Here is a 23001-nt window from a genome sequence, read left to right on the forward strand (position 1 = left end):
AAATTTGAATAAAATTAAAGGGAGGTGAAATTATCAGGAGATTAATTGCACTGGTTGCAGTGATATTAACAGTCTCACTCACAGGAGCTGTCAGTGCAGCTGAGGTGACAGGACATGTCACGGAGATCTACAATGAAACATCAGGGACCTACACAACCCTGGAAGGTGCGCTACCAGTCAGAAACGCCACTGTAACCATAATACATAACGGATCGGTCCTCAATGAAACACGGACAGCGCCGGATGGCTCATACAGAATCAACTTCAACGACACATTCCCTGCGGTTGTCCAGATAAAGTATTCCAGCTACAGGACGGCCAGCTACACCATCAACGGCTCATGCACCATCAACCACACCTTCATGCCAGATATAGCCATAATAAGTTCAGTTCCAGAGAAGGGCCGCGTCCTCAGGTCAATGGAGAACCGCAGGATAATCTACCATGACATGTGGGACCCATCCTCAGCAGCAAACGACTGGATAATGGAGTACGTGAACTTCGCCTACCTGGACATGGCCATGCCCGGCACAGGATGGGGCGACTCATGGTACCCCTACCTTCTGAGGAGCCCTGCAAACCAGAGGAACATGATAGCAGCGGCCTTCGGTTACCCCACAGATACAGACAGCGACCCCTGGGGAGGCAGGGGGCTGAACCTCCTTGGAGGGACACCCGGCAATGACACCCCCGATACCATCGAGAACACCTACATTGCAAGCTACTATGCCCTCGCATCAGGGACAGCTGCCAGGGAGAACCTTGAGAACATGGTGAAGTACATCCAGTACCTCATGGGTGAGACCACATTCAACCCCGTGGAGAACGGCCAGGGCCCTGTTATGGCAGCCCCGGACTGGGGACTCTACCACCCTGACCGTGGTGTTATGAGCGTCGCGGCAACCAGGGAGCAGATAAGGGCCTGGATAGAGGGCAACCCTGGACTCATCCCACCCTATGACAGCCTAAGGTGGATAGATCAGAACTTCTCATCATGGGCAGAAAACCAGAGGGCCGATGTCTACAGAGACTTCGAGAACTGGTACACTGCAAACAAAAACATCACAGGACCCTTCATCGTTATTGTAAGCTACAGCCCATCAAGCACAGTGGATGCCCTAATCAGGGAGGCCGAGAGTCAGGGAAGGGCAGCCTTCAACCTCTACCAGGGCGCCACCAGCCCTGCGGTGAGTTCACTCCTGGAGGAGCTCACACTGGGTGTTAACGGTAAGGGCCCCCTGAACCGTAACATAAGCGCCATCATATCCCTCTACTCATGGTCCCTGAACTACGCAAACATGCCATCCGGCGGGGCCCTAAGCGAACTTGAGAGGATCAACCTGCCTGTCCTGAAGGCTGTGCAGCTCTACAGCAACTCAAGCCTCACAAACCCCATGGGTGCACAGTACGAGTGGACCTGGCAGGTCACAATACCCGGATTTGAGGGCGTATTCTCACCCATAGTTGTATCATACACCGATTCATCACAGAATGAGGTCGTGGTTCAGTCAGGGATCAAGAAGATAGTCAAACTGGCGAATGCATGGGCCAGGCTCAGGGAACTTGAAAACTCAGAGAAGAAAATTGCGGTGATACTCTACAGCTATCCCCCTGGTAAGGATGGATTCACAGCATCATACCTTGACGTCTTCAGGAGCCTCCACGAACTCCTTGTGAAGCTCAATGAAAGCGGCTACATGGTTGACAGGATACCATCAACTGAGGAGCTCTACACCATCGTCTCAGAGTTCGGTAATAAGGGAACATGGGCCCAGCCACTCCTTGAAAGGTATGTTTCAGAGCACAGAAGGGAGCTGGAAGCCAGCGGTCAGCTGCTTGACATCCAGAGGTACCTTGAATGGTTCAACGCCCTCCCGGAGAAACTGCGCTCAGAGGTCATATCAAGTTGGGGCCAGGCACCGGGCAGCATAATGACAGTGAACGGGTCCATCGTCATACCAGGCCTGATGCTGGGGAACATCTTCATAACTGTCCAGCCGGCCCGTGGCTGGGATGAGGTGACAGACTACCATAACCCATATCTGCCACCCCACCACCAGTACATAGCCTTCTACCGCTGGATCGATGAGGTCCTCGGCGCGGATGCCATGGTCCACCTCGGAACCCATGGAACCCTCGAATTCCTCCCTGGAAGAATGATAGGGCTCATGGAGGATGACTGGCCCTTCCAGCTCACCAGTCTGCCCAACATATACCCATACATAGTCTCAAACCCTGGTGAGGGTATGGTTGCAAAGGACCGTAGCGGTGCACTTATCATCGACCACATGACACCGGCAATGGTCCAGAGCGGCCTCTACGGTGAACTCATTGAGATCCACGACCTCATACACCAGTACGAGAACGCCCTTAAGGTAGGTAACAGCCAGATACTCCCTGCCCTGGAATCCCGGATAAAGACGGAGGCCTCAAAGATGGGCTTCAACATGACCGGTAACTTCACAGAGGCCCTTGAGAGGCTCCACCTCAGTCTACATGAGATAGAGTCAGACATAATACCCATCGGGCTCCACAGCCTCGGCAGGGTCCTTGACGGTGATGAGCTCCTGGAGGAGGTTCTCACGATAGCCTCATCCCGGTCAGATCTCCTTGAAAATATCAGAAAACACCTTTATCCGGATCTGCCAGCCTACAGTGAAATGTTGAAGGATCCGCTGCGCTACAGTGACGAGATAACCTCAGTGAAGAACCTTGCACGTCTATGGATAGGCAGCATCATAAACGGAACGGTGCCCTACGGGATAAATGCCACGGACCTTGAGTTCATCAGTGACACCATCATGAAGATACGTGGAAACACCGAATGGCAGAGCATCCTTGCAGCTCTCTCAGGTGGATTCATAAGACCGGGACTTGCAGGGGACCCTGCATGGTGTGACGTCCTCCCCACAGGTGCCAACTTCTACTCAACAAACCCCCGGAAGATGCCGACAAAGGCTGCATGGGATACCGCAGTGAAGATAGTTGATTCACTGCTTGCAGAGTACTACCAGAAGCACGGCAGCTTCCCTGAACTCATAGGTATGGTTATGTGGGGCACTGAACTCCTGAGGACCGACGGAATAGCCATCGCAGAGTTCCTATACCTCCTTGGAGTTAAACCCCAGTGGAACAGCAACGGTGATGTCAACCCGACACCGGTCCTAATGAACGCATCAGAACTCATGATAACAGTTAACGGCACTCAGATCCCAAGACCACGTATAGACGTCTTCGTAACAGCTGTTACAGGTAATCAGCTCTGGATAGACCTCATGAATAAGGCTGTTGAACTGGCAGCTTCAGCCAGTGACACCAAAAACTATGTGAAAGAACATTACAGTGAATGCGGATCCCTTGACCGTGTATTCGGTCTCAGGGGACTCGTACTTGAGGGTACAGGCGTATCTGATATGACACCTGCAACCTCAAGGTGGAACACAAGCAGTGAGCTCGCAGATGTCTACCTCTCAAGGGTATCCTATGCCTGGAGGTCAACCCCTGGAGGCGTTGATATACAGCAGAACCGGGCCACGTTCCAGTACCTGCTGGGTAAGGTCAACGTGGTGACACAGAACCTCGACAGCACCTGGAGGCTGATGGACACAGACGACTACTATGACTGGTTCGGTGGTATGGTCCTTGCATCAAGGCACCTGGGAGGTAATCCAGATACAGCTCTTATCGATATAAGGAACAGGAACACGGTTACAGTGAGAACTGTGGCTGAGGAGATTGAACTTGAGATCAGATCCCAGCTACTCAACCCGAAGTACATGGATTCGCTCCTCAATTCACCCAGCGGGTGGCTGGAATACGCTTCAAGGTACAAGAACGTCTTTGGAATTGCAGTTACAACCGGCAGTGTTAGCAATGAACTCTGGGACCAGCTCGCCAGGAACCTTCTCAGTGACCGCTTCAGGGCATCAGAGGGCTATGAGGCAACCGCAACACAGTCCATGATTGCATGGGTCCTTGAAGCTGCAAGGAGAAACATCTGGAGTGCTGACAGTTCCATGGTCAGGGATCTCGCAAACCGCTACATTGAACTCGCAGGACAGTACGGTGTTGTCTGCTGCCACCACACCTGCGCAAACATGGTCTTCAACAGCTGGGTGGTGAAGGTCTCATCCCTGGACCAGGCATCCCTCAAGAAGTTTGCAGCTGCAGTGGCTGCAGCCACAGGGAAATCCATTGATGTACCTGGCTCTGATGATTCACAGCCAGGCTCAGTGAATGGGGGTGGAGTCAGTGAGACAGGCAAACCTGCTTCAGGTCCCGCAGGGACCACAGGCAGGACATCCAGCCCATCAAATGCAGCTGCAGGGTCATCATCCAGTGCAGGTGAGGAGGGCGAAACCGGGAAGGCCTATGAGGTTTCAGCCTCAAACAGCAGCGGTTCAGCAGAGAGTCAGGTCCCGATCTATGCACTTCTCGGGGTTGTGACACTTGTCCTGCTGGTCGGATTCGGTTACTTCAGGGGTAAATAACCCCAAATTCTTTTTTTAATGTAATTCTAAACCTGATATTCCATTGTATTTAAAAATAATCAATACCAGCCCCTGAAAACCCCTTCTTTGAGCATTGCTAGATGCACCCGAACTGTTTCCTGAGTTCCGTCAGAACACGCCTCAGGAGTTCACTTGTGAGGGACCACTCCCCTCCACTGAGCTCCACAAGGCCCCTCAACTCGAGTTTCTCAAGTTCCTCAGCCTCCACATCCCTCTGAGGTATTGGAGCATCAGTTAGATCCTCAAGGATTCTTTTCTCACCCTTACTCAGCTGTGATAGTTCAGCCATCCATGGAAATGCGATCTGCTGGAACTTGGCCCTGAAGTTCTCCTCCAGCAGCAGCGGGCCATATATGATCCCATCTGAGAGGACGTTCAGGAAGCTGTCAATGAAGAGGGGCAGTCCCTCAGTGAGTCCATGTATGTACTTCATGCCTGCGGCCGTGGCCCTGAATGTGGGCGCCTTCCTCTGGATGTAGTCCTCTGTTTCCCTCTCTGTGAAGGGTGGTATGCTGATGACTGCCACGCCCGGTATCTCCTCCTCAAGTTCCTGCAGGAAGCGCCTGCTGTACCTCATGGAGACGGCGCATCTCATGTCGTACATATGATTCATCTTGAAGGCTTCCCTGAAGGCTGATACCTCCTGTGGCATGGAATCTATGAGTATATTCCAGTCAACTGTCCTTGCCATCACCATTATTCTCCTGAAGTCGGGTATCCCCTCATGGGCCTCCCTTATATCGGTGCACCTCATATCGATAAGGGTTGTTCTGCTGGGGTTTTCCTCGTGGAGTTTCCTAAAAATAGCTGTTTTTCCGGACCCCATTCTTCCTGTTACAATAACGAATCCTGGATTATTGAGGCCCTCTCTGATCCTTCTAAGTTCCTTTGCCCTTCCAATAAACACTTCAGTCCTGTTTAAGGGAATTATGGGCATGATGACACTTATTCATGTTTTAGAGCACTGCAAGTTCACCTGCAGATGTTATCTCAAACTTAATTTGTTCTAGAGCACTGCAAGTTCACCCGCAGAGGTTATCTCAAGCTTTTCCCGGTCAATGAACCCCATGTCACGGAGTTCCCTTATGTGGTTGTAGGTCATGCCCCTGCTTATACCTATCTTGACTGCAAGGTTTTTAACGGATTTTTCGCCGGCTTTGAGCTCCTCAAGGACCTGTTTCTTTGTCTTGGATATGCCGAAGCTCAGTATCGGGAGGTCTATCAGTTCATTGTCCTCCTCGGTCACATAGACTATGCGCTGGACGTCATGGTTCCTTGCGTAGCAGCCAAAGAGTGCTCCGAGTGCCTGGGTCTTCCTGCCGCCGCTTATGTTAACAACCACGCGCCTTCCATGGGCCCTTTCCTCGTCTATGATCTCAACCATATCCCTTGCAATGCTCACAACATCGTAGAGGCTCGTCTCAAAGGTTGTTATCTCCACGAAGTTACCGAGTGTGTCCCTGAGCACCTGTTCCACCTGTTCCTTCTCCCGTGGAGCCTTGTCCTCCTTGAGTAGAACCACCTTTCGCGGTGAGAACTGTGTTATGCAGAACATCACGGGTTCAATGGAGTATATCGTGGATATCAGTGTGGTATCCATTATTATCACATCCCTCCAGTTTTCCTATCCCAAATTTTTGTTCACGGAAAACAATTCATTACAGTTAAAGGTATATTCTCTGATTATTCTATATATAATTTTCCTACCTTGATTTTACATTCATAAAAACCGCTTTCTTCTATTAAATATCGGAGCATTTTTCAGAAATAAATTTAAAATTACATGGAACCATCGTGTCTATCTTGAATTGTTTCATTCATTTCTGGAGATGCGGGGATTTTTAATGATCATGACATCACATCTGGGGATGGTATACTGAACTTAAGCGGGCTGGTATGTTAATCCTGATGAAAAAACTCCACAGTCAAGGATGGTATAATGAAGTTAACGAAGCTGATATCTTATCCATGAGGTAAATTTCTCTGCTGTGTAAATAAAATAATGTTCTGTCAATAAAAAATGTTAAAATTTAAATATAATGACTCACTAATTAAATTTTAGATCCATTGATACATTTTATACTGTGGTGTTAGGTATGAGATTTAAATATATATGTCACAGAAAACCAGAGCGAACATTTTCATTCAGGGGGCACTACTTTCCTGTGTGTTCAAGGTGTACCGGCATATACCTGGGGGCATTCACCTATTTCCTGTATGCATTCCTCATACCTGTGAAGTACACAGCAGCCACTGTGCTTCTGGCATTGCTTCTTGTGATCCCCACATTCATTGACGGATTCACCCAGCTGATGGGTTACAGAGAAAGCAACAATGTTCTGAGATTCTCAACTGGCCTGCCAGCAGGTATTGGACTGGCAGTGCTCACAAAGGTCCTCAAACATCTCATACTCCACCTCTGATACTCAATGGATCAAAAAGAGGAGGTATTTTAAATGAGCTGGTGGAAGGAACAGAGTTCAGCCACCAAGGCCGGCGTCCTCATAGGGGCACTGTGCCTTGGTATGATACTGGTAGTTGCGATAGCTGGAATGATGGCCCCGGATAATTCTCAGACCGGAGTAGAATCAGTAGATGAGAGTTCTGGGTCCACAGGATACGAGAATTCTGGAGCCACAGGAACTGAATCAGATATCGTGGTTGAGGACCTTCAGGTTGTCTCAGAGGGGTATGGAAGCTACTCTGTGAAGGGAAAGATCACTCCCAGCACTGACTTCTCCTACCTTGAAATGCACCTGAAGTGGTACGACTCAGAGGGGAACCTTCTCTATGATGACCCTCTGGCATGGAACATAAACAATGCCAAGGCAGGGCAGACAGTTAAGTTCAGTGCAGTTGACTTTATTGACACAGGGACCCCCTCCAAGGTTGAAGTTATGATCTTTGACTCACTGGCAGCGGATGATAGCTCAGCCATCTACAGGACAACAGTGAATGTTTAAATGGGAGGTGAACGGATATGACGGACACTCCAGAAACATCAAGGACACTGGAACTCGTCCTTGGAATAATAGGCGGGATTTTCGGTTTACTCGGAGGACTTTTTGCCATTGTTTTCTCGGTATTTGGAACCGAACTCCTGTACCTGGGTATGAGTGCAATTCTGGCCTCAATTCTGGGTATCATAGGATCTGTGTATGTGAGGAATAACCCCCGCAGGGGTGGTGCTGTACTCATAATAAGTGCAGTATGGCTCCTCATAAGCATATCTGCCTTTGCGATTCCAGGCACAGTTTTCCTTGGTATCGCAGGAGTCCTTGCCCTCATAAGGTAGGGCTCCACCAATTTTTTTATATGGAGGTATCGTGTTGAAAACTTGCTCGAAATGTGGATCAGAAAACAGGAATGGTGCAGCATTCTGTTCAAAATGTGGATCAGAGCTTCCCCATGAAGACGGGATTAAAGGATGGTGGAAAAAACAGAACAGATCCTCAAAGTTTCTTATCATCACACCCTTTGCCATTCTGGCCCTGATTCTACTGTTAGGTGCATTTACAGAGCCGTCCGGTTACAGCGATGTTAATTATGATGATGCAACAGTCTATGATAACGATGCAGCTGACGTTTCAGGCGCATCCAGCACAAAAACATTTGAGGGAAGCGGAATCTCGTTCAGCTATCCAGACACATGGAACATATACACACCCGATACGAGTGACGACACCAAGGTTGTCTCCCTTGAGTCATATCAGCAGGGCATGTATTCAATTCTTAGTGTATACCGTAAACCAAACACCCTCGACCTTGAGACCCGCAGGGACATCTGGATTGAAGTCCTTTATGAAGATGGTGATGAGGTGAATTACGTTAAGGAGACCGCAGTGGACGGCAACAGGGCCTACATCATAGGATCCTCATACTACTATGCGGGTGATGGAGGTGAACAGGAGTATGTGGTCTTCATTGAAGGAGACTATGCCTATGATATCCTCTGCACAACCGATGACCTATCACTTATACAGGATGACATAGATACCATAATACACAGTTTCAGGGTTGATTGAGGTGTCGGATAGGACCATACTGGTAATTGTGGCTGTCATGGTTATCCTCGCCGGGGCAGCGGTGGCACTGCAGCTCATGGACACCGGCAGCACTTCAGGTGCCATTGAAGAGGCTGTCATCAAAAAAACAGATGATGGATACTACCTCAACCTCCAGGCCGCCCTGGAGCTTGCAGAGATGGACCCTCGCAATGGAACCGTGAACTACAGGGGCTTCAACTTCACCGGACCACAGCGCCTCTACATCTTCTCGAGGGCCGTGGTAATGATAGGATTCAATGACACTGGCATGATACACGTCAGGGATTACGGGGGACCGGAGGACCCCTACGGCTACCTTGACACCGCCACCCTCACAGAGAGCGAGTACCTTGACATGGCAGAGCGCACCTACACATGGATGGAATCCCATGACAGAAGCCCCAACCATGTGGGGATATACGTGGAGGGTTCACCTGATATAACACCAGAGCTTGCAGAGAATATCTTCAGGGAGGTCCTCCTTGAATACATGAGGACAGGAATGCTCCCTGAAATCATAAGCCTCTGAAGAACCATTCCATTATTTTTTTAACAGGGGATACCCATAAATCCTGTTACTGACAGATCAGAGATTATCTGAATAGGTGCGTAGAGCAGAACCAGAAAGAATAACTGTGAACCCCACAGAATCACAGAGGGATGCGATAACTTGAGAAGGAAACTAATCTTAACGCTACTTGTCTTAACCCTGATTACTGCAACATACCACCTTATGGACCCCTTTGCGCCCTCTCAGGGCATCCATGAGTCTCCAGATGATGTCATCGGCTCGGATGAACTTGGCACCGTTGAAAGGCTGGGACCCTACGGTAACCATGATTCATCCATCAGGATAGCCATCATAACCGGCGTCCACCCCCTGGAGGCGAAGGCCCACAGTGCCATGATACAGGCTGTGGAGGAGAACTCCGACAGCCTCAGGTACATGTACGTCATCTACCATGTGAATGTAACCAGGGCCCCATCAGACTATGAGAAGGGGAGGATGGCTGGCCAGATACTCGCAAGAAGGTACGTGGTCCCTGACATCTCGGCCGGAGACTACGACCTTGCCGTTGATGTCCACTCCAACAGGGGCAACTACGCCATGAGGAGGTTCGTATTCACACCACTCCCTGAGGAGAGGAGCAGAAGGATAGCACTGGAACTATCATCGAGGATCAGCTGGCTATCCTACCACTTCCCGGAGTCGCAGACAAGCCCGGCCTATGTGACAGAACCCCTGATAAGGAACGGGACACCTGCAATCCTCTATGAAAACTACATGTACCAGGACCAATCCAGGACACTTGAAAACGCCAGGGAATTCCTGATGACACTCGAATCACTTGACGTGTCCATGTTCACCTGAGAGAACAGCCACCACCATATCAATCAGGAAGTCACCACCGAAGGTCCCTTGAGAAAACCACCACCAGATTAATATACGTGGTGGATGAAATATTATAGTCGATGATACACTACAGAATGGACCAGCCAGACAGGGTGAGGTGCAGTGTCTGCGGCGGCATCGCAGATGAGGTCGATGAGACCTACCCTGAAGAGGGCGACTTCATCCTGGTGATCTACAGGTGCCGTGACTGTGGCCATCTTGAGAAGCGCCAGTACGGTAAACCCGTGAAGATAATTGATTGAGGTGATCCAATGATTGATGTGTGCGGTGTTAATGGATACGATGAGATCTCAGGAAAACTGAAGGAGCTGCTGGGGCTTGAAAAATCCCCGGTGGCAATTAAACTCGTTCTGAGGGAGGATGACCTCCCTGAGGGTGTTGAAAAGATAGGAAAACCAGCAAGGCACTGTGAAATGGTCCAGATGGCTGCAGCTGGTGAGGTATTCTATGCCACCGCAGAGGCCCAGGCATGCAAGGGAGGTGCCGATGCCCTCGGAATCGATGAGGCCCCTGAGAAGGTCAAAACAGGAGAGTTCTACTATGACCTTGGACGGTTTGCAAGCTTTGCATCAGCCAAGAGGACCTTCGATATGATACCATCCGTTGACCTCAGGTTCTATGCAGCAGTCTACGCTCCCCTCGAGAAGGCCACATTCGACCCTGACGTCATAGTGATAATCTGCAACCCTGCCCAGGCAATGAAGATCTCACAGGCCCTCGTATACACCCTCGGTGGCCGTGTTGAGGCAGACTTCTCAGGTATACAGTCCCTCTGTGCAGATGCCGTTGCAGGGCCATACATGAGGAAGAGACCCAATATAACCATGGGATGCAGCGGATCAAGGCAGTACGCGGGTGTGCGGGACGATGAACTCATTGTCGGTCTCAACGGGGAAAACATAGGATGTGTCCTTAACGCCCTTGAGGCCATAAGTTAGACCATCATGGGGGTGATAAAGTGGTTGAGACGAAGACCTTCAAGATCCTTGAGGACGTTGCCGACCTTGAGGAGAAGATAAAGAAGTATGAGGGTGAGGCAGACCAGGAACTTGTGATCAACTGGATCTACGATACCCTTGAGATCCTCAGGAACGTTGGTAAACTCCTCGAGGAGGTTGAGGACCGTCTGGATCTACTTGAAGAGGAGACCGAGGAAAAGAAATTCTAGGTCTCCACCTTTCTATTTTTTTCTGGGGAATGAAAATAACTCTAGTTTTTCCATAATACCGCTGTTCTGGTGAAGGATAACCCTACTACTTTCCATCAGCATTAATCCTGAGAAAATGGTCTCTTATCCTCAGGTAGTCACTGTAATGGTTTATGTTCACAAGCTCAATGGGGCGAGAGGCCTCCACACCATAGAGCCTCACACCGTCCTCCAGCATCATCCAGAGGAGAGGGTTTATGTTGCCATCCCCAAGGGGCAGGTAATCCCTGAGAAGATCAGCACCTGCTGCAAGGGGCATGCCGATCCCCCTGGCATTATCAAGCCAGCCACTCTCACCCCTCGCAAGGATTGAAACCGTGGACCCATCAGCATGTTCAGCTATCCTCCTGAGGGTTGCAGGTGATACCGCAGGCTGGTCCCCTGCAGCACAGAGGATTATGTCCCCCCCTGCGGCCCTCACACCCCTCAGTAGTGACGCTGAGAGGGGAACATCCGGTGGTTCGTTTCTCACCACACGGACATCCATGCCTGAGAGGACCTCCTCAACCTCCCCTGCCCTGTGGCCGGTCACGACTATGCACTCATCAACCCCCGCCGAGAGGACAGCCCTGACTGTGGCCTCTATGACGGTCACCCCATTGAGGGGGAGCAGGAGTTTGTGGACCGATTCGAGGCCAAGTTCAGCCATATCCCGCATCATCCTGCTTCCCCTGCCGGCTGCAGCAACAACAGCTGAGATCACATTACCCACCTATGCCGGTTCAAGCCTGTATAGCCTGGCGTATATCCTTGTATTGGCACCTGAACCTGTTGTCCACATCTCTATGAGTACCGGGTATTTTCCTGTGTTCCTGACCCTTATACCTGTTGCCGGGTTGAAGCCGAAGAGGACCGCATGGAACTCCCAGGTCATACCCCGCGGGAGGGGCATGCCAGCCGAGGTCACGATGGCCCTCAAGGCCCTTGCAGGTGGGCATGAACCATGGGATGCATAACCCCCAGGGGCTTCGGGATCCCTTGATGCTGTGAATCTCACGGTCTCCTTGCCGGAGGCCTCACTGCCAGGCGGGATTATGGTCCCGTTCCATGCTGAGGCGAAGGCCCTCGCATTGAAGGCCCTCCTCTTATCATCGTACTGGGGGTAGGATCCAAGGTAACTCACTGCACTGGATACAAGGGACCTCCTGCTGTTATCGGTGTAGACCATCACAGGTGAACCTGAGGGGTAGTTCTCCATGTACTCAAGCACAGTATTGCCAAAGAGTTTCTCTATCATCCCTGGAGGTACAGGGAGCCTTCCGTCGCTGAAGTTTGAGAGCTGGTAGTCCAGCGCAATCCTGTCACCCTCATCGGCCCTCCTGTACCATCTCTTTATCCTCTCAATGGATCTGTACCGGTGGGGAACTGTGCTGTTGCTTATGCTCCCCTCCGGTACAAAACGGACCCTTTTTCCATTTTCAACTATCTCCATACCATCATTCCTTTTAACCCCGTAGGTGTAGGGTGTCTTGTAGGCCCAGAGGAAGGTGGGGGGCTCCTCCACCACGAGCCTCTCCCCCTGCACCCTGAGGGACCCCGGACCGCTGACAGTGGACCTGCCACTGGCATCCACACCCTCTGTCATCTCGGATATGGGGACATGAACAGCTCCCGTCAGCACGGCCTGGAGGAGGTTTGATGGGTTGAGGTAGTTGAATTCGTCAAGGATGTAGTCAGGGTGCAGCATGATGGGCACGCTCCTCACCCTGGACTCATCGATGACGTCCTGACCCTCAAGTACTGTACTGCCGAGGGGCAGGGCCGCTATCTCCCCAGGGTTCTGGGGTTCAACCGTTCCCTCAAGGTACCTGCCACCGACCGCTGCAGCTGCAACCAGAATTATTAAAATGATGACGTGTTTACCTGATAGACTCCTCAGCATACCTGTATCCCCCCTCTCCTATTATGAGCACCGTGTCATCAGGTCCTGCAAGTTCAAGGGCCTTCCTGACGGCCTCAGCTACCTGCTCCCTGCTGGCACCCAGGGTGCCTCCACCGGCTCTCATCCTGCTGGACTCTATGTGGACCGCTCTCTCTCCAAGGATGTCTGAGGCCCTCCTGGCGGCGTAGGATGCCGGTATGACCGCATCCGCATCCTTGAGGATCGCTGCAATCTCCCTGTCCCCATCGATCCCGCTCTCCGATGCCACGGTGTTGACCACTATGAGTCTGCCCTTTCCCCTGAGCTCCTGCATCACTGCCCTGACACCTGCAGGGTTGTGGGCGTAGTCCAGGATTATCCTGGGCGACTGTGAGAGTTCCTGGAACCTCCCTGGGACGCCTTTGAATGATTCCAGACCCCGGACTATGTCATCAATTTCCAGTCCCATGGTCCATGCGGTTGCAGCCGCCGCCAGGGCGTTGTAGACATTGAATATCCCGGGGGTTGCAAGCCTTACCTCCCTCATCTCCTGACCGATTACGAGCTTGAAGCCCCCGGGGGATGCCTCGATGGCCATGACATCCGGCTGGGGTCTCAGGTACCCGCAGATGCACTGGTAGTCGCCGAGGTGCCCCATGGTCCTCCTGGTGTACCTGAGGGGCTTCCCGCACTTGGGGCACTCCCTGCCCTCAGGCACCACGCCACCGGATTCAGAGCTCTGTATGCCATAGAACACAACCCTCTCACGGGGGAGTCCGTCTGCAAGGGAGGCTACAATGGGGTCATCTGCATTCAGGACAAGGTCCTCTGCAACCTCCACCATTTCACCCTTGCATTCAATGTAGTCAGAGAATCTCCGCCCAGCTGAGAGGTGGTCCCTTGATATGTTTGTTATAACACCCACCGAGACACCTGAGAGCATCGCGGAGCTTCTTATCTCCCCCCTCCTGCCGAAGGTACCTATCTCAACGACGGCGACGTCACCCGGCAGCCTTGCCTGGAGGGCAGGTACAAGTTCAGTGTTTCCCTGGATGTTCAGGTGGTGCTCCGGGACCCTCATACCTGCAACCCTCATTATGGATTTGAGCATGCCAGTGGTTGTTGTTTTCCCGTTTGTCCCTGTAACACCCACCACCGGTTTATCCACAGGGCACATGTTGAGTACGTCCTCAACACCTATGACGTCGGCGTCAAGACCACCTATGAGGTCAAGGATCTTCCGGTTATTCTCAAGGGCAGGTGTTATGGCCACCGTCCTCGCCCTCCTGAGTATCTCAGGGTCATGTCCGCCTAGGTCGAGGTGTATGCCCTCCTCCCTCAGCACATCCACCAGGGGCGTGTCCTCCCGGAGATCCGAGACCACGACCCTGTGGCCCCGGGCCCTGAGGTTTCTTGCCATCAGGCTTCCGACGTTCCCCAGACCCCCAAGGACGACCACACAGTCCTCCATGGATTTCAGGGCCTCCTCGATGTCGGACCTTACATTTTCGTAGGCGTTGACAACCCCGGGGCCTATGTGAAGGATGGTGTCCCCTGGCTCCGCGATCTCAAGGGCCCTCCTTATGCTGTCGTATACGCTCTCAGTCTTTATGGTCCTCTCCTCGCCGGCGCCCCTCGCCACCTCATCGGCGGCCTCCATGTCTGTGACGCCTGTTGTCTCGTTCTTTGCACTTACGATGATGGTGTCGGCCCTCTCAGCCAGCACCCTCCCTATCCTTTCCTTGTCCCTCACCGTGAGGGTGTCAGGGTTGTCGAGGCTCACTATGAGTCTGCCCTGGAACTCCATGCCCTCGAAGAGTTTCTCCATGCTCTCGGGGTTATGGGCTGCGTCCATGTATACTCTGACACCGTCAACCTCGTCTATGAACTCGAATCTGCCCCTTATGCCCCTGAAGTCCTCGATACTCCTCTTAATGTCCTCCATGTCGAATCCGAGTATGAGTGCGACGGTTATGGCTGCGAGGGCATTTTCAATGTTGAATATGCCCGGGACCCTGAGGTTTATCCTCTCCCTCAGGGGCCCCACAGAGACGGCCCCATCATGTTCCCTGCAGTTGAGGGCTCCGCAGGTGCTGCAGATGGCTGTCTTTATCTCTGATACATTGAGGGTGAAGGTGGATCCTGCAAGTCCCCTCAGCTCTATATCGGAGGCCCTGACATGGATACTGGCTGAGCCAGTGAATCTCCTTCCCATGAATTCAACGGTCCTCCTCTCGCCCACACCATAGACCACCCTTTGCACTTCAAGGTCGTCCAGGAGGCTCGATATGACCGGGTCATCACCACATAGTGCCAGAACTCCGCCAGGAGCCATGAGGTCCTTTATTGAGAAGTTCCTCTCAATGTACTCATCGTAGTTACTGAATTCGTCCATGTGATCCGGTGTGAGGTTTGTCACAACCCCTGCTGAGAGTTCAAGGCCCTCAGCCATCCTTATCGTCCCGTGGGGGAGTTCAAACACTGCAAGATCCCTGTCGTCGATATCCCCATTTACCACAAGTTCCACGAGGCCCTCTATCACCAGTGAATCCTGGAGTGATGAGAATGATACTGTCCTGTAACGTGAGGAGAGGATGTGGTCTATCATGTTGGTTGTCGTGGTCTTCCCATCGGTTCCCGCAACTCCGACCATTGGGAGCCCTATGAGTTCGTTGAGGGTCCTCCCTATATCAGAGGTTGTTATGTGGACCAGGTCCCCTGCTTCCCTTACCATTTTACGTACCGGTGCGTCCTGGGGGATGTTGGGTGATATGAAAACAGCGTCAGCCCAGAGTATGTCCTCCATGCTGTGACCCCCGAACCTGAACATCACGCCCTCATCCTCCATCTCAGCTATCCTCTTCTGGGCCTTCAGGGGTAGTTCATGGAGTTCCCTGACGTCGTTCACAAGTACCCTGTTGTTCAGGTGGTTGAGCAATCTCGCTGCGGGTCTACCTGCGTTTCCAGCTCCAATCACAAGCACTTTCATGTTCCTGATCAATTAAATGCACCCATAAACGTTTTTATTAAACACGCGTTCCTTCCTGATTAATCTGTAAATAAGAGTCACCTGATGGCACCCGTCCTGACCGAGGTAGTGGGTGTACCTCTCTGATCATCCTGTGGAATATCTACCAGAGGCAGTCTACCCAAAGATTCTCACCCGGGAGGATATGTATCCACCCATAGACACTCTACCTATAAAGATATGTTCCCATCCTATATAGCTATCAGATCCCGGGTCAGGCATCTGGCTCAGTAATCCATGAGCTCCTGGAGAGTCAGAGGTGATCTAGAGACAGGATGCAAGACCCTCAAGTTCCTCCTGGACCCGGATTATCACATCCTGACCGTTACCGGCCACAAGTATCCTCCTGTACTCCCTGGAGAACTCCCTGACCATTTCAGGGATATCCCCCGGGTCATGGACAGTCAGGATCTCTGATGGAATCCCTCTGTCCTCCAGGTGCTCAAGGGCCATGTCAATGGTATCATCGAGACCGGGGAATAGTACCAGGATTTCGGGTGGAGACTCTGCGATTTCATCAAGAATCCCCAGGCGCCACTCCTCTGATCTTCGTGGTGTGCCGAGGAATATGACATCAAAATTAGATTCCCTGAGCAGTGCCCTCATGGCGTGGGGGTTATCGGTTTTACCTGCAACTACCAGTGCATCGTTTACACTGAAGGACCTTATACGGCCAGCCACCGGTCTGAACACTGAGAGGTGCCTGGAGATGACGTCTGAGGGTACCCCGAGGAATTTCAGTGCCTCTGCAGCGGCCCCGGCGTTGAGCCTGTTGAACTCCCCCTCCAGGACGAGTTCGCCCCTGTAGGGGGTGTACTCCATGACACTCCTGGCCCCTGATGTTAGTTCCTCCAGGTGGGGTTCATCTGCGGAGATCACCACAGCCCTGCCCTCCAGGAAGCTGGCCATTGATTCCCTGTAGTTCTCCATGGAGCCATGGAAGTTCAGGTGGTCCTCGCCGAGGTTTGTGACGACAGCCAGATCAATATCGAAGCACTCAGATGCGAATTCAAGGGTCATGTCGCAGACCTCAACCACGATGTAATCGAATTCCTCCTCAGCTGCCCTCAGGATTATCTCTGTGTATCCATCAAAGCCTCCCCCGGCGTTTCCACCGAGAAGGACCCTCCAGCCTGAACTCTCCAGTACATGTGCTATCATTGACGCCGTCGTGGTCTTCCCGTTGGTCCCTGTAACTGCAACGGTGACAGGGTCCCTGTGCCCCCTGAGCACCCTGCAGAGGAGCCTGTCACTGAAGCTCTCCCAGAGCCCCGTGCCGAAGATCGAGGGGCTCACCACCACAGCATCGGATGATGCTATCCTTTCGGTGTCATGGAAGCCCAGGTCAACGTCCACACCCTCGAGGTTCAGATCAATGTCCGCCCTTATATCACTGGCGTATACCCTGTGTCCCCTCCTCCTGAGGGATTCAACAGCCTTTAAACCCTCAGCTCCAAGTCCCAGAACCGCAACCTTCATTGATTCACCGTTAACTGCTCTTTAAGGATCATTTCTCATCCTTCTCATCAGAGAATCCCTGCTCCTCTTCATTTTCTTCATCATCGGAGATTCCGTACTCCTCCCTGAGCTGGGCTATTAGATCCTCATTCATGGATACCTCTGGTATCACAGCCTTTTCATCCTCGCTGGCTCCCCTTTTCCTTCCTATGGAAACAATCAGTACAACTATAACTGCAATGACCGCTATAACGGCTGCAACGGTTATCAGAACATCAATGCCTATTGCTGGAGTCTCTGTGCCGGCGCCGGGTCCCATGGTCACACCTCAATTTTATATAAATAATCATACAATATATAATCTTACATGATAATCAGGGATTTAAGGGGACAGGGTGGTGCTGAGTACATTCTCCTTTTTGCGGCCATAATAGTGATAGCCGTTGCAGCTCTCTACATATACAGCTCCTACTTCAGGTTTTCAGGAAACGAGGCCGTTGATGTTAAACTCACCATAACAAATATCGGTCCATCCAAGAGCAAGTTCATCTATGAGGCCAACAACACCACCGGCGGCGGAAGCAGACACATAGTATCCGGGGATCCAGGTAACAGGTTCTTCCTTCTCCAGCCAGGTACAAGCCGTACCTTCAACCTTGGAAGGATGAGTGGAGGTACGAGCTTCACCATAGAGGGAGGAGTCGGAGACCCCAAAGGCGGAACAGATGACCTCAAGGGTATAGGGCAGAGGGGCCGGTGGACGCTGACAATAGGCAACCAGAGCTACTCATGGGTTATAAGCGGACCCTATGATTACCGCAGGAACCCCACCGGTAGCGTGCTGATGTCATTCTCCATAAGCGGAGGTGGAGGTTCACCCTTCAAATTCACCAGCGACCAGGTCAAGGTGAGGGGAAACGTGTCAGGATGAGCACCTAAAGTGAAAACCCATGGCTAAATGCCGCGTGGAATCAGTATGAAAACCTTTAAGGGGTGATGTGTTTGAGCAGATATGAGAAGGCGACCTTCGGGGCCGGATGCTTCTGGGGAGTCGAGGACGCCTTCAGGAAGGTTGATGGTGTTGTATCAACCCGGGTGGGATACATGGGGGGCCACCTTGAGAACCCCACATATGAGGATGTCTGCACCGGTCTTACAGGACACGCAGAGGTGGTTGAGGTAACCTTTGACCCTGATGTTGTGGGTTACAGCGACCTGCTTGATGTGTTCTGGAGCATACATGACCCGACAACCCTCAACAGGCAGGGCCCGGATGTTGGAGAGCAGTACCGCTCGGTCATATTCTACCACAGCGATGAGCAGCGAAGGGCTGCCATTGAGTCAAGAAGGAGACTTGAGGAGTCTGGAAGGTTCAGGGAGAGGATAGTTACAGCCATTGAACCAGCAGGCACCTTCTATGAGGCCGAGGAGTACCACCAGCAGTACCTTGAGAAGAACCCCCGGAGGAGATGCTACCTCATGAGACTACTCTAAAGGAGGTGATCCAGTGAAGATCAATGATGATGCTTCAATCGTCCTCTGCGGTGAGGCAGGGCAGGGCATACAGACCGTCGAGGCCCTCCTCATAAGGGCCTTCAAGGCCACCGGCTACCACATATTCTCCTGCAAGGAGTACATGTCCCGTGTGCGTGGAGGGGAGAACTCCACACTTATAAGGGTATCATCCACACCGGTCCGGGCCTTCATAGAAAGGGTGGATGTGCTGTTTGCACTGAGCCCCGGTGCAGTGGAACACATGGGTGGCCGTGTGAAGGATACACTGGTCATTGCAGATGAGGAGTTCCATGAGGAGGGCGCCATCAGCCTCCCGATAATGGGGGAGGCAGAGAAGCTGGGGGGCAGGATATTCGCCAATGTCGTTGCAGCGGGTGCAGCCGCAAACCTCTTCGGTGTCAGAGAGGAAACATTCGATGAAGCCGTGCGGTCACTATTCGAACGCAAGGGCCCTGAGATACTGGAGGCCGACCTCAGGGCCGGGAGGAAGGGCTATGAACTCGGTGAGGAACTCAGGGAGCACCTTGAGATCAGCATTGAGCCCCAGCCATCGGTGAGGGAACACGTTGTCCTCAACGGGACAGAAGCCGTTGGCATAGGGTGCATCGCCGGGGGCTGCCGCTTCATGTCATCATACCCCATGACACCATCAACTCCGCTCCAGGTATTCATATCAGAGAACGCCGCTGAATTCGACATGATATTCGAGCAGGCAGAGGATGAGATCGCAGCCATCAACATGTGCCTGGGGGCCTCCTATGCGGGTGCACGGTCCCTTGTTGCAACCTCAGGGAGCGGATTTGCCCTCATGGAGGAGGCCGTTGGCCTTGCAGGTATGATAGAAACGCCTGTGGTTATATACATAGGCCAGAGGCCGGGACCGGCTGTTGGTCTTCCCACCAGGACAGCCCAGGAGGACCTCAACCTCGCCCTCTACGCAGGCCCCGGGGAGTTCCCCAGGGCAATTCTGGCTCCAGGGAAGCTCGAGGATGCCCCTGAAATCGCGGCCCATGCCTTCAACCTGGCAGACAGGTACCAGATACCTGTATTTCTGCTCTCAGACCAGTACCTGGCAGACCTCTACTACGACCTACCCTCACCCCAGATCGGTGAGGAACCCTCTTACCATATCACCCGGACATGGGAGGGTTACAGGAGATTCGAGTTCACAGCTGATGGTATATCACCCAGGGGTATTCCAGGCTACGGGTCCGGGACGGTACGGGTGGACTCAGATGAGCACGATGAGGAGGGCCTGATAACAGAGGACCTTGATGTGAGGAGGAGGATGGTTGAGAAGAGGAACCTGCGCCTTGAGATGCTGAAGGATGACACCCTGAAGCCTGAGGTGTACGGTGATAACTCCTCTGCACTGATATGCTGGGGTTCCACCTACTGGCTGGTACGGGAGGCCATCGAGTCATCCGGTGCAGATGTGAGCATGGTGCACTTCAGCCAGGTCTACCCCCTCCCCCATGACACCCTGGAGCTCCTGGAATCATTCGACAGGACCGCTGTGGTTGAGAACAATTACCGCGGACAGTTCGCGGACCTCCTCAAGCTTGAGGGATTTGAGGCCGATGAAAGGTTCAGGAGGTACGATGGCATGCCCTTCAGCGTTGAGGGGGTTGCCGGATTCATCGAGGAGGTTCTCCTATGAGGCCAGAGGATTATGACATGAATGTTGAAATTGCATGGTGTCCAGGATGCGGTAACTTCTCCATCCTGAGGGCCCTCAAGATGGCCCTTGCAGACCTGGATATACTCCCTGAGAGGCTTGTCCTTGTCTCGGGGATAGGCCAGGCAGGGAAGCTCCCCCAGTACCTGAAGTGCAACCACTTCAATGGACTTCATGGCAGATCCCTCCCTGCTGCAGTGGCCATCAAGGCCACGAACCCCCAGCTCACAGTCATCGATGTGAGCGGTGACGGCTGCATGTACGGTGAGGGCGGAAACCACCTCATCCATAACATCCGGAGGAACCCGGACATAACCACCATCGTTCATGACAACATGGTCTACGGTCTCACCAAGGGCCAGGCGTCCCCCACAAGTCAGCCCGGCTTCAGGACTCCTGTGCAGGTTCAGGGGGTCTTTGAGGAACCATTCAACCCATTAGCCGTGGCGGTTGCCCTGGGGGCCACCTTCGTTGCAAGGGCCTTCTCAGGGGATGTTGAGAGGACGCGTGACATACTGGTCGAGGCTATCAGCCATCATGGTTATGCCCTCGTGGATATATTCCAGCCCTGTGTGACCTTCAACCGTGTTAACACCTTCCAGTGGTTCCGGGAACACACATACTACACCGATCATGATCCTGCAGACAGGTTGCTGGCCCTTGAGAAATCCCTTGAGGGATACGGTGGGGGTAGGTTTCCACTGGGTGTCATATACAGAGTTGAGGGTGAGAGGACCTTCGAGGAAAATCTCAGTGTATACCATGGGGATGCCACTCCCCTCTGGAGGCGGAGCCATGACCCTGATAAACTGAAGCGTCTCATTGAATCAAAGAGGATGGTGTAGCTTCAGTCAAACTGATGTATTTTATTTAATAGGGTGATAGAGTGACAGCTGAAATCAGGCTCTACATAACTGAGGGTGAGGTTGAGGATTACAGGGTGTTTCTGGAGAGGCTCGAACAGTCGGGCCTCGAGTGGAGACCTGCAACCCCTGAGGATGCCGATGCGGTCATAGTACTTGCGGGTCTATGGGGCACCCGGAGGGATGAGATACTGGGTGCTGTGGATCTTGCACGTAAATCATCAAAGCCCATAATAACCGTGAGACCCTACGGCCTTGAGAATGTACCCCCTGAACTGGAAGCAGTGAGTTCCGAGGTCGTCGGCTGGAACCCCCACTGCATAAGGGATGCTCTCGAGGATGCCCTGGATGTGATCTAATTCGTTAAGTAGTAGCTACGATCAGGCTGAAGCTGTCTACGCATCCTCTGCAAGGCCTGCAGAACCATCATTATTCAGGTACCTCAGCTGATAACAGGTCCATAAAAATGATCACAATATTCAGAGGATAATAACTCCTGGTATTAACTCCTGGTATCAATAAGGTTGCCTGCTTGACTGATGGGAATTCAAAAAAAAAGAAAAGGTTAGGGTTAGGGTGGCCATTTTCAGGCCGATGACTTAACCACAAACATGCCGGGCTTCCTTGAGGTCGGGTGGTATATCTTGTTGTAGCCACTGTAGCTGTAGTCAACCCAGCGCCCTCCACTGTACACCTGTACAGTGCGGTGACGTGGTGACATGCTTGTGGCGTACTGTATTATACGCACCTTCTTCCCGGCTGATGTGAGTTTCCTGTATAAATATTCACTCATGGCCCAGCAGTCCCCTATGTTAGGATCATAGCGGTATGTGCTGGTTCTGTAGGCGGCCCGCACCCGCTTCTTCTTGTAGTACTTCTTTGAGTACCTCTTCTTCACACTGGTACGGTATGTCGCCCTGACCTTCTTTCTGTAGGTCTTCTTGTACTTCTTGTACTTCTTGTACTTCTTGTACTTCTTGTACTTGTATGCGGCGTCAACCTTTACAGGTTCGGCCTTTATATTTTCAGTTTTTGTTACTATTTTTGCGTTTTCTGTTCCAGTATTTACTGCCTCACTGATGGGCACTGAACCCACAGTGAACATCAGTGCAAAGAGCACTGTGACTGCTTTGAATCGCGTAATTTTATCGCCTCCAATGTCCAATACTAACCCTAAGGTCACTAAGGACACTGAGTCAATGGTTACATCATCATGGTATATAAATGTTTCCATAAAATAAAAGCTCTCTGAGCTTCTTTAATCAAAAAAAGCCACCAGAATCCTTTTCTAATATCTGAATACTCTTTGAGAATCCATGACACGTTATTTAATGAGATGGGTCCTTAGGGAATCCCATTTAAGGTTTGGGACAAAAAGCACTGGCCAATAGAAAAGCAGTGCATAAGACAAATCCGCTAT

23 protein-coding genes are annotated in these 23001 nt (G+C 52.0%); 15 read left to right on the forward strand and 8 right to left on the reverse strand.

From position 1 onward, the window contains the following. Nucleotides 1-59: 59 nt before the first annotated feature. Nucleotides 60-4490, forward strand: a complete 4431-nt coding sequence (locus tca_RS02395) for a cobaltochelatase subunit CobN (RefSeq protein ID WP_286709093.1) — start codon at nt 60-62, stop codon at nt 4488-4490. A 97-nt stretch (nt 4491-4587) separates the two neighbouring features. On the opposite strand, the gene tca_RS02400 is transcribed toward tca_RS02395, so the two are convergent. Together tca_RS02400 and tca_RS02405 are read right to left on the reverse strand one after the other, a co-directional pair. Then, a complete protein-coding gene (locus tca_RS02400) occupies nt 4588-5418 on the reverse strand; it encodes an ATP-binding protein (protein WP_286709094.1) in 831 nt (276 codons plus the stop codon). Nucleotides 5419-5517: 99 nt separating this feature from the next. After that, entirely contained in the window at nt 5518-6111 is a 594-nt protein-coding gene (locus tca_RS02405; protein WP_048061223.1) for a CRISPR-associated transcriptional regulator Csa3, read from the reverse strand. A 496-nt stretch (nt 6112-6607) separates the two neighbouring features. Between tca_RS02405 and tca_RS02410 the strand changes: the two genes are divergently transcribed. From tca_RS02410 to tca_RS02450, 9 genes are all read left to right on the forward strand, one after another. Beyond that, nucleotides 6608-6934, forward strand: a complete 327-nt coding sequence (locus tca_RS02410) for a DUF2085 domain-containing protein (protein WP_048175340.1) — start codon at nt 6608-6610, stop codon at nt 6932-6934. 33 nt (nt 6935-6967) lie between these two features. Further along, a complete protein-coding gene (locus tag tca_RS02415) occupies nt 6968-7474 on the forward strand; it encodes an FxLYD domain-containing protein (RefSeq protein WP_286709095.1) in 507 nt (168 codons plus the stop codon). Between the two features lie 17 nt (nt 7475-7491). Beyond that, entirely contained in the window at nt 7492-7806 is a 315-nt protein-coding gene (locus tca_RS02420; protein WP_286709096.1) for a DUF4064 domain-containing protein, read from the forward strand. A 31-nt stretch (nt 7807-7837) separates the two neighbouring features. Continuing rightward, entirely contained in the window at nt 7838-8536 is a 699-nt protein-coding gene (locus tca_RS02425; protein WP_286709097.1) for a PsbP-related protein, read from the forward strand. 1 nt (nt 8537) lies between these two features. After that, nucleotides 8538-9086, forward strand: coding sequence for a pseudomurein-binding repeat-containing protein (locus tca_RS02430; RefSeq protein WP_286709262.1), 549 nt, complete (start codon nt 8538-8540; stop codon nt 9084-9086). A 141-nt stretch (nt 9087-9227) separates the two neighbouring features. Further along, nucleotides 9228-9929: a hypothetical protein gene (locus tca_RS02435; protein WP_286709098.1), complete on the forward strand. Its 702-nt coding sequence runs from the start codon at nt 9228-9230 to the stop codon at nt 9927-9929. Nucleotides 9930-10030: 101 nt separating this feature from the next. After that, nucleotides 10031-10213 (forward strand): hypothetical protein, encoded by a 183-nt coding sequence (locus tag tca_RS02440; protein ID WP_010876164.1) that lies wholly within the window; start codon nt 10031-10033, stop codon nt 10211-10213. A gap of 9 nt (nt 10214-10222) precedes the next feature. After that, a complete protein-coding gene (locus tca_RS02445) occupies nt 10223-10909 on the forward strand; it encodes a DUF169 domain-containing protein (protein WP_286709099.1) in 687 nt (228 codons plus the stop codon). Nucleotides 10910-10929: 20 nt separating this feature from the next. Continuing rightward, nucleotides 10930-11139 (forward strand): hypothetical protein, encoded by a 210-nt coding sequence (locus tca_RS02450; RefSeq protein ID WP_115892307.1) that lies wholly within the window; start codon nt 10930-10932, stop codon nt 11137-11139. A gap of 85 nt (nt 11140-11224) precedes the next feature. Here the strand turns inward: tca_RS02450 and tca_RS02455 are convergent, their stop codons facing one another. The 5 genes from tca_RS02455 to tca_RS02475 form a co-directional block, all read right to left on the reverse strand. After that, a complete protein-coding gene (locus tca_RS02455; RefSeq protein ID WP_286709100.1) occupies nt 11225-11881 on the reverse strand; it encodes an NTP transferase domain-containing protein in 657 nt (218 codons plus the stop codon). A 9-nt stretch (nt 11882-11890) separates the two neighbouring features. Then, nucleotides 11891-13060, reverse strand: a complete 1170-nt coding sequence (locus tca_RS02460; protein WP_286709101.1) for a hypothetical protein — start codon at nt 13058-13060, stop codon at nt 11891-11893. Further along, on the reverse strand, nt 13038-16028 hold the full coding sequence (locus tag tca_RS02465) for a Mur ligase family protein (RefSeq protein ID WP_286709102.1): 2991 nt from the start codon (nt 16026-16028) through the stop codon (nt 13038-13040). The genes tca_RS02460 and tca_RS02465 overlap by 23 nt, the downstream gene beginning before the upstream one ends. A 303-nt stretch (nt 16029-16331) precedes the next feature. After that, on the reverse strand, nt 16332-17546 hold the full coding sequence (locus tca_RS02470; RefSeq protein ID WP_286709103.1) for a Mur ligase family protein: 1215 nt from the start codon (nt 17544-17546) through the stop codon (nt 16332-16334). Between the two features lie 28 nt (nt 17547-17574). Then, the gene (locus tag tca_RS02475; RefSeq protein ID WP_286709104.1) at nt 17575-17844 is read right to left on the reverse strand and encodes a hypothetical protein; all 270 of its coding nucleotides are present in this window, start codon (nt 17842-17844) and stop codon (nt 17575-17577) included. Between the two features lie 48 nt (nt 17845-17892). Between tca_RS02475 and tca_RS09225 the strand changes: the two genes are divergently transcribed. From tca_RS09225 to tca_RS02500, 5 genes are all read left to right on the forward strand, one after another. Continuing rightward, nucleotides 17893-18456 (forward strand): class III signal peptide-containing protein, encoded by a 564-nt coding sequence (locus tag tca_RS09225; protein ID WP_353681342.1) that lies wholly within the window; start codon nt 17893-17895, stop codon nt 18454-18456. A gap of 65 nt (nt 18457-18521) precedes the next feature. After that, nucleotides 18522-19019 carry a peptide-methionine (S)-S-oxide reductase MsrA gene (gene msrA, locus tca_RS02485; protein ID WP_353681343.1) on the forward strand — a complete coding sequence of 166 codons (498 nt, stop codon included), beginning with the start codon at nt 18522-18524 and terminating at the stop codon, nt 19017-19019. Between the two features lie 13 nt (nt 19020-19032). After that, a complete protein-coding gene (locus tca_RS02490) occupies nt 19033-20700 on the forward strand; it encodes a 2-oxoacid:acceptor oxidoreductase subunit alpha (protein WP_286709106.1) in 1668 nt (555 codons plus the stop codon). After that, nucleotides 20697-21563, forward strand: a complete 867-nt coding sequence (locus tag tca_RS02495) for a thiamine pyrophosphate-dependent enzyme (protein ID WP_269889779.1) — start codon at nt 20697-20699, stop codon at nt 21561-21563. Before tca_RS02490 ends, tca_RS02495 begins: the two co-directional genes overlap by 4 nt. A 41-nt stretch (nt 21564-21604) precedes the next feature. Beyond that, nucleotides 21605-21940 (forward strand): hypothetical protein, encoded by a 336-nt coding sequence (locus tca_RS02500; RefSeq protein ID WP_010876177.1) that lies wholly within the window; start codon nt 21605-21607, stop codon nt 21938-21940. A gap of 227 nt (nt 21941-22167) precedes the next feature. Here the strand turns inward: tca_RS02500 and tca_RS02505 are convergent, their stop codons facing one another. After that, entirely contained in the window at nt 22168-22746 is a 579-nt protein-coding gene (locus tag tca_RS02505) for a hypothetical protein (RefSeq protein ID WP_286709107.1), read from the reverse strand. Nucleotides 22747-23001: the final 255 nt, after the last annotated feature.

It is taken from the genome of Methanothermobacter sp. EMTCatA1, from assembly GCF_002356395.1.
In the GTDB taxonomy this organism is placed as follows: Archaea; Methanobacteriota; Methanobacteria; order Methanobacteriales; family Methanothermobacteraceae; genus Methanothermobacter; species Methanothermobacter thermautotrophicus.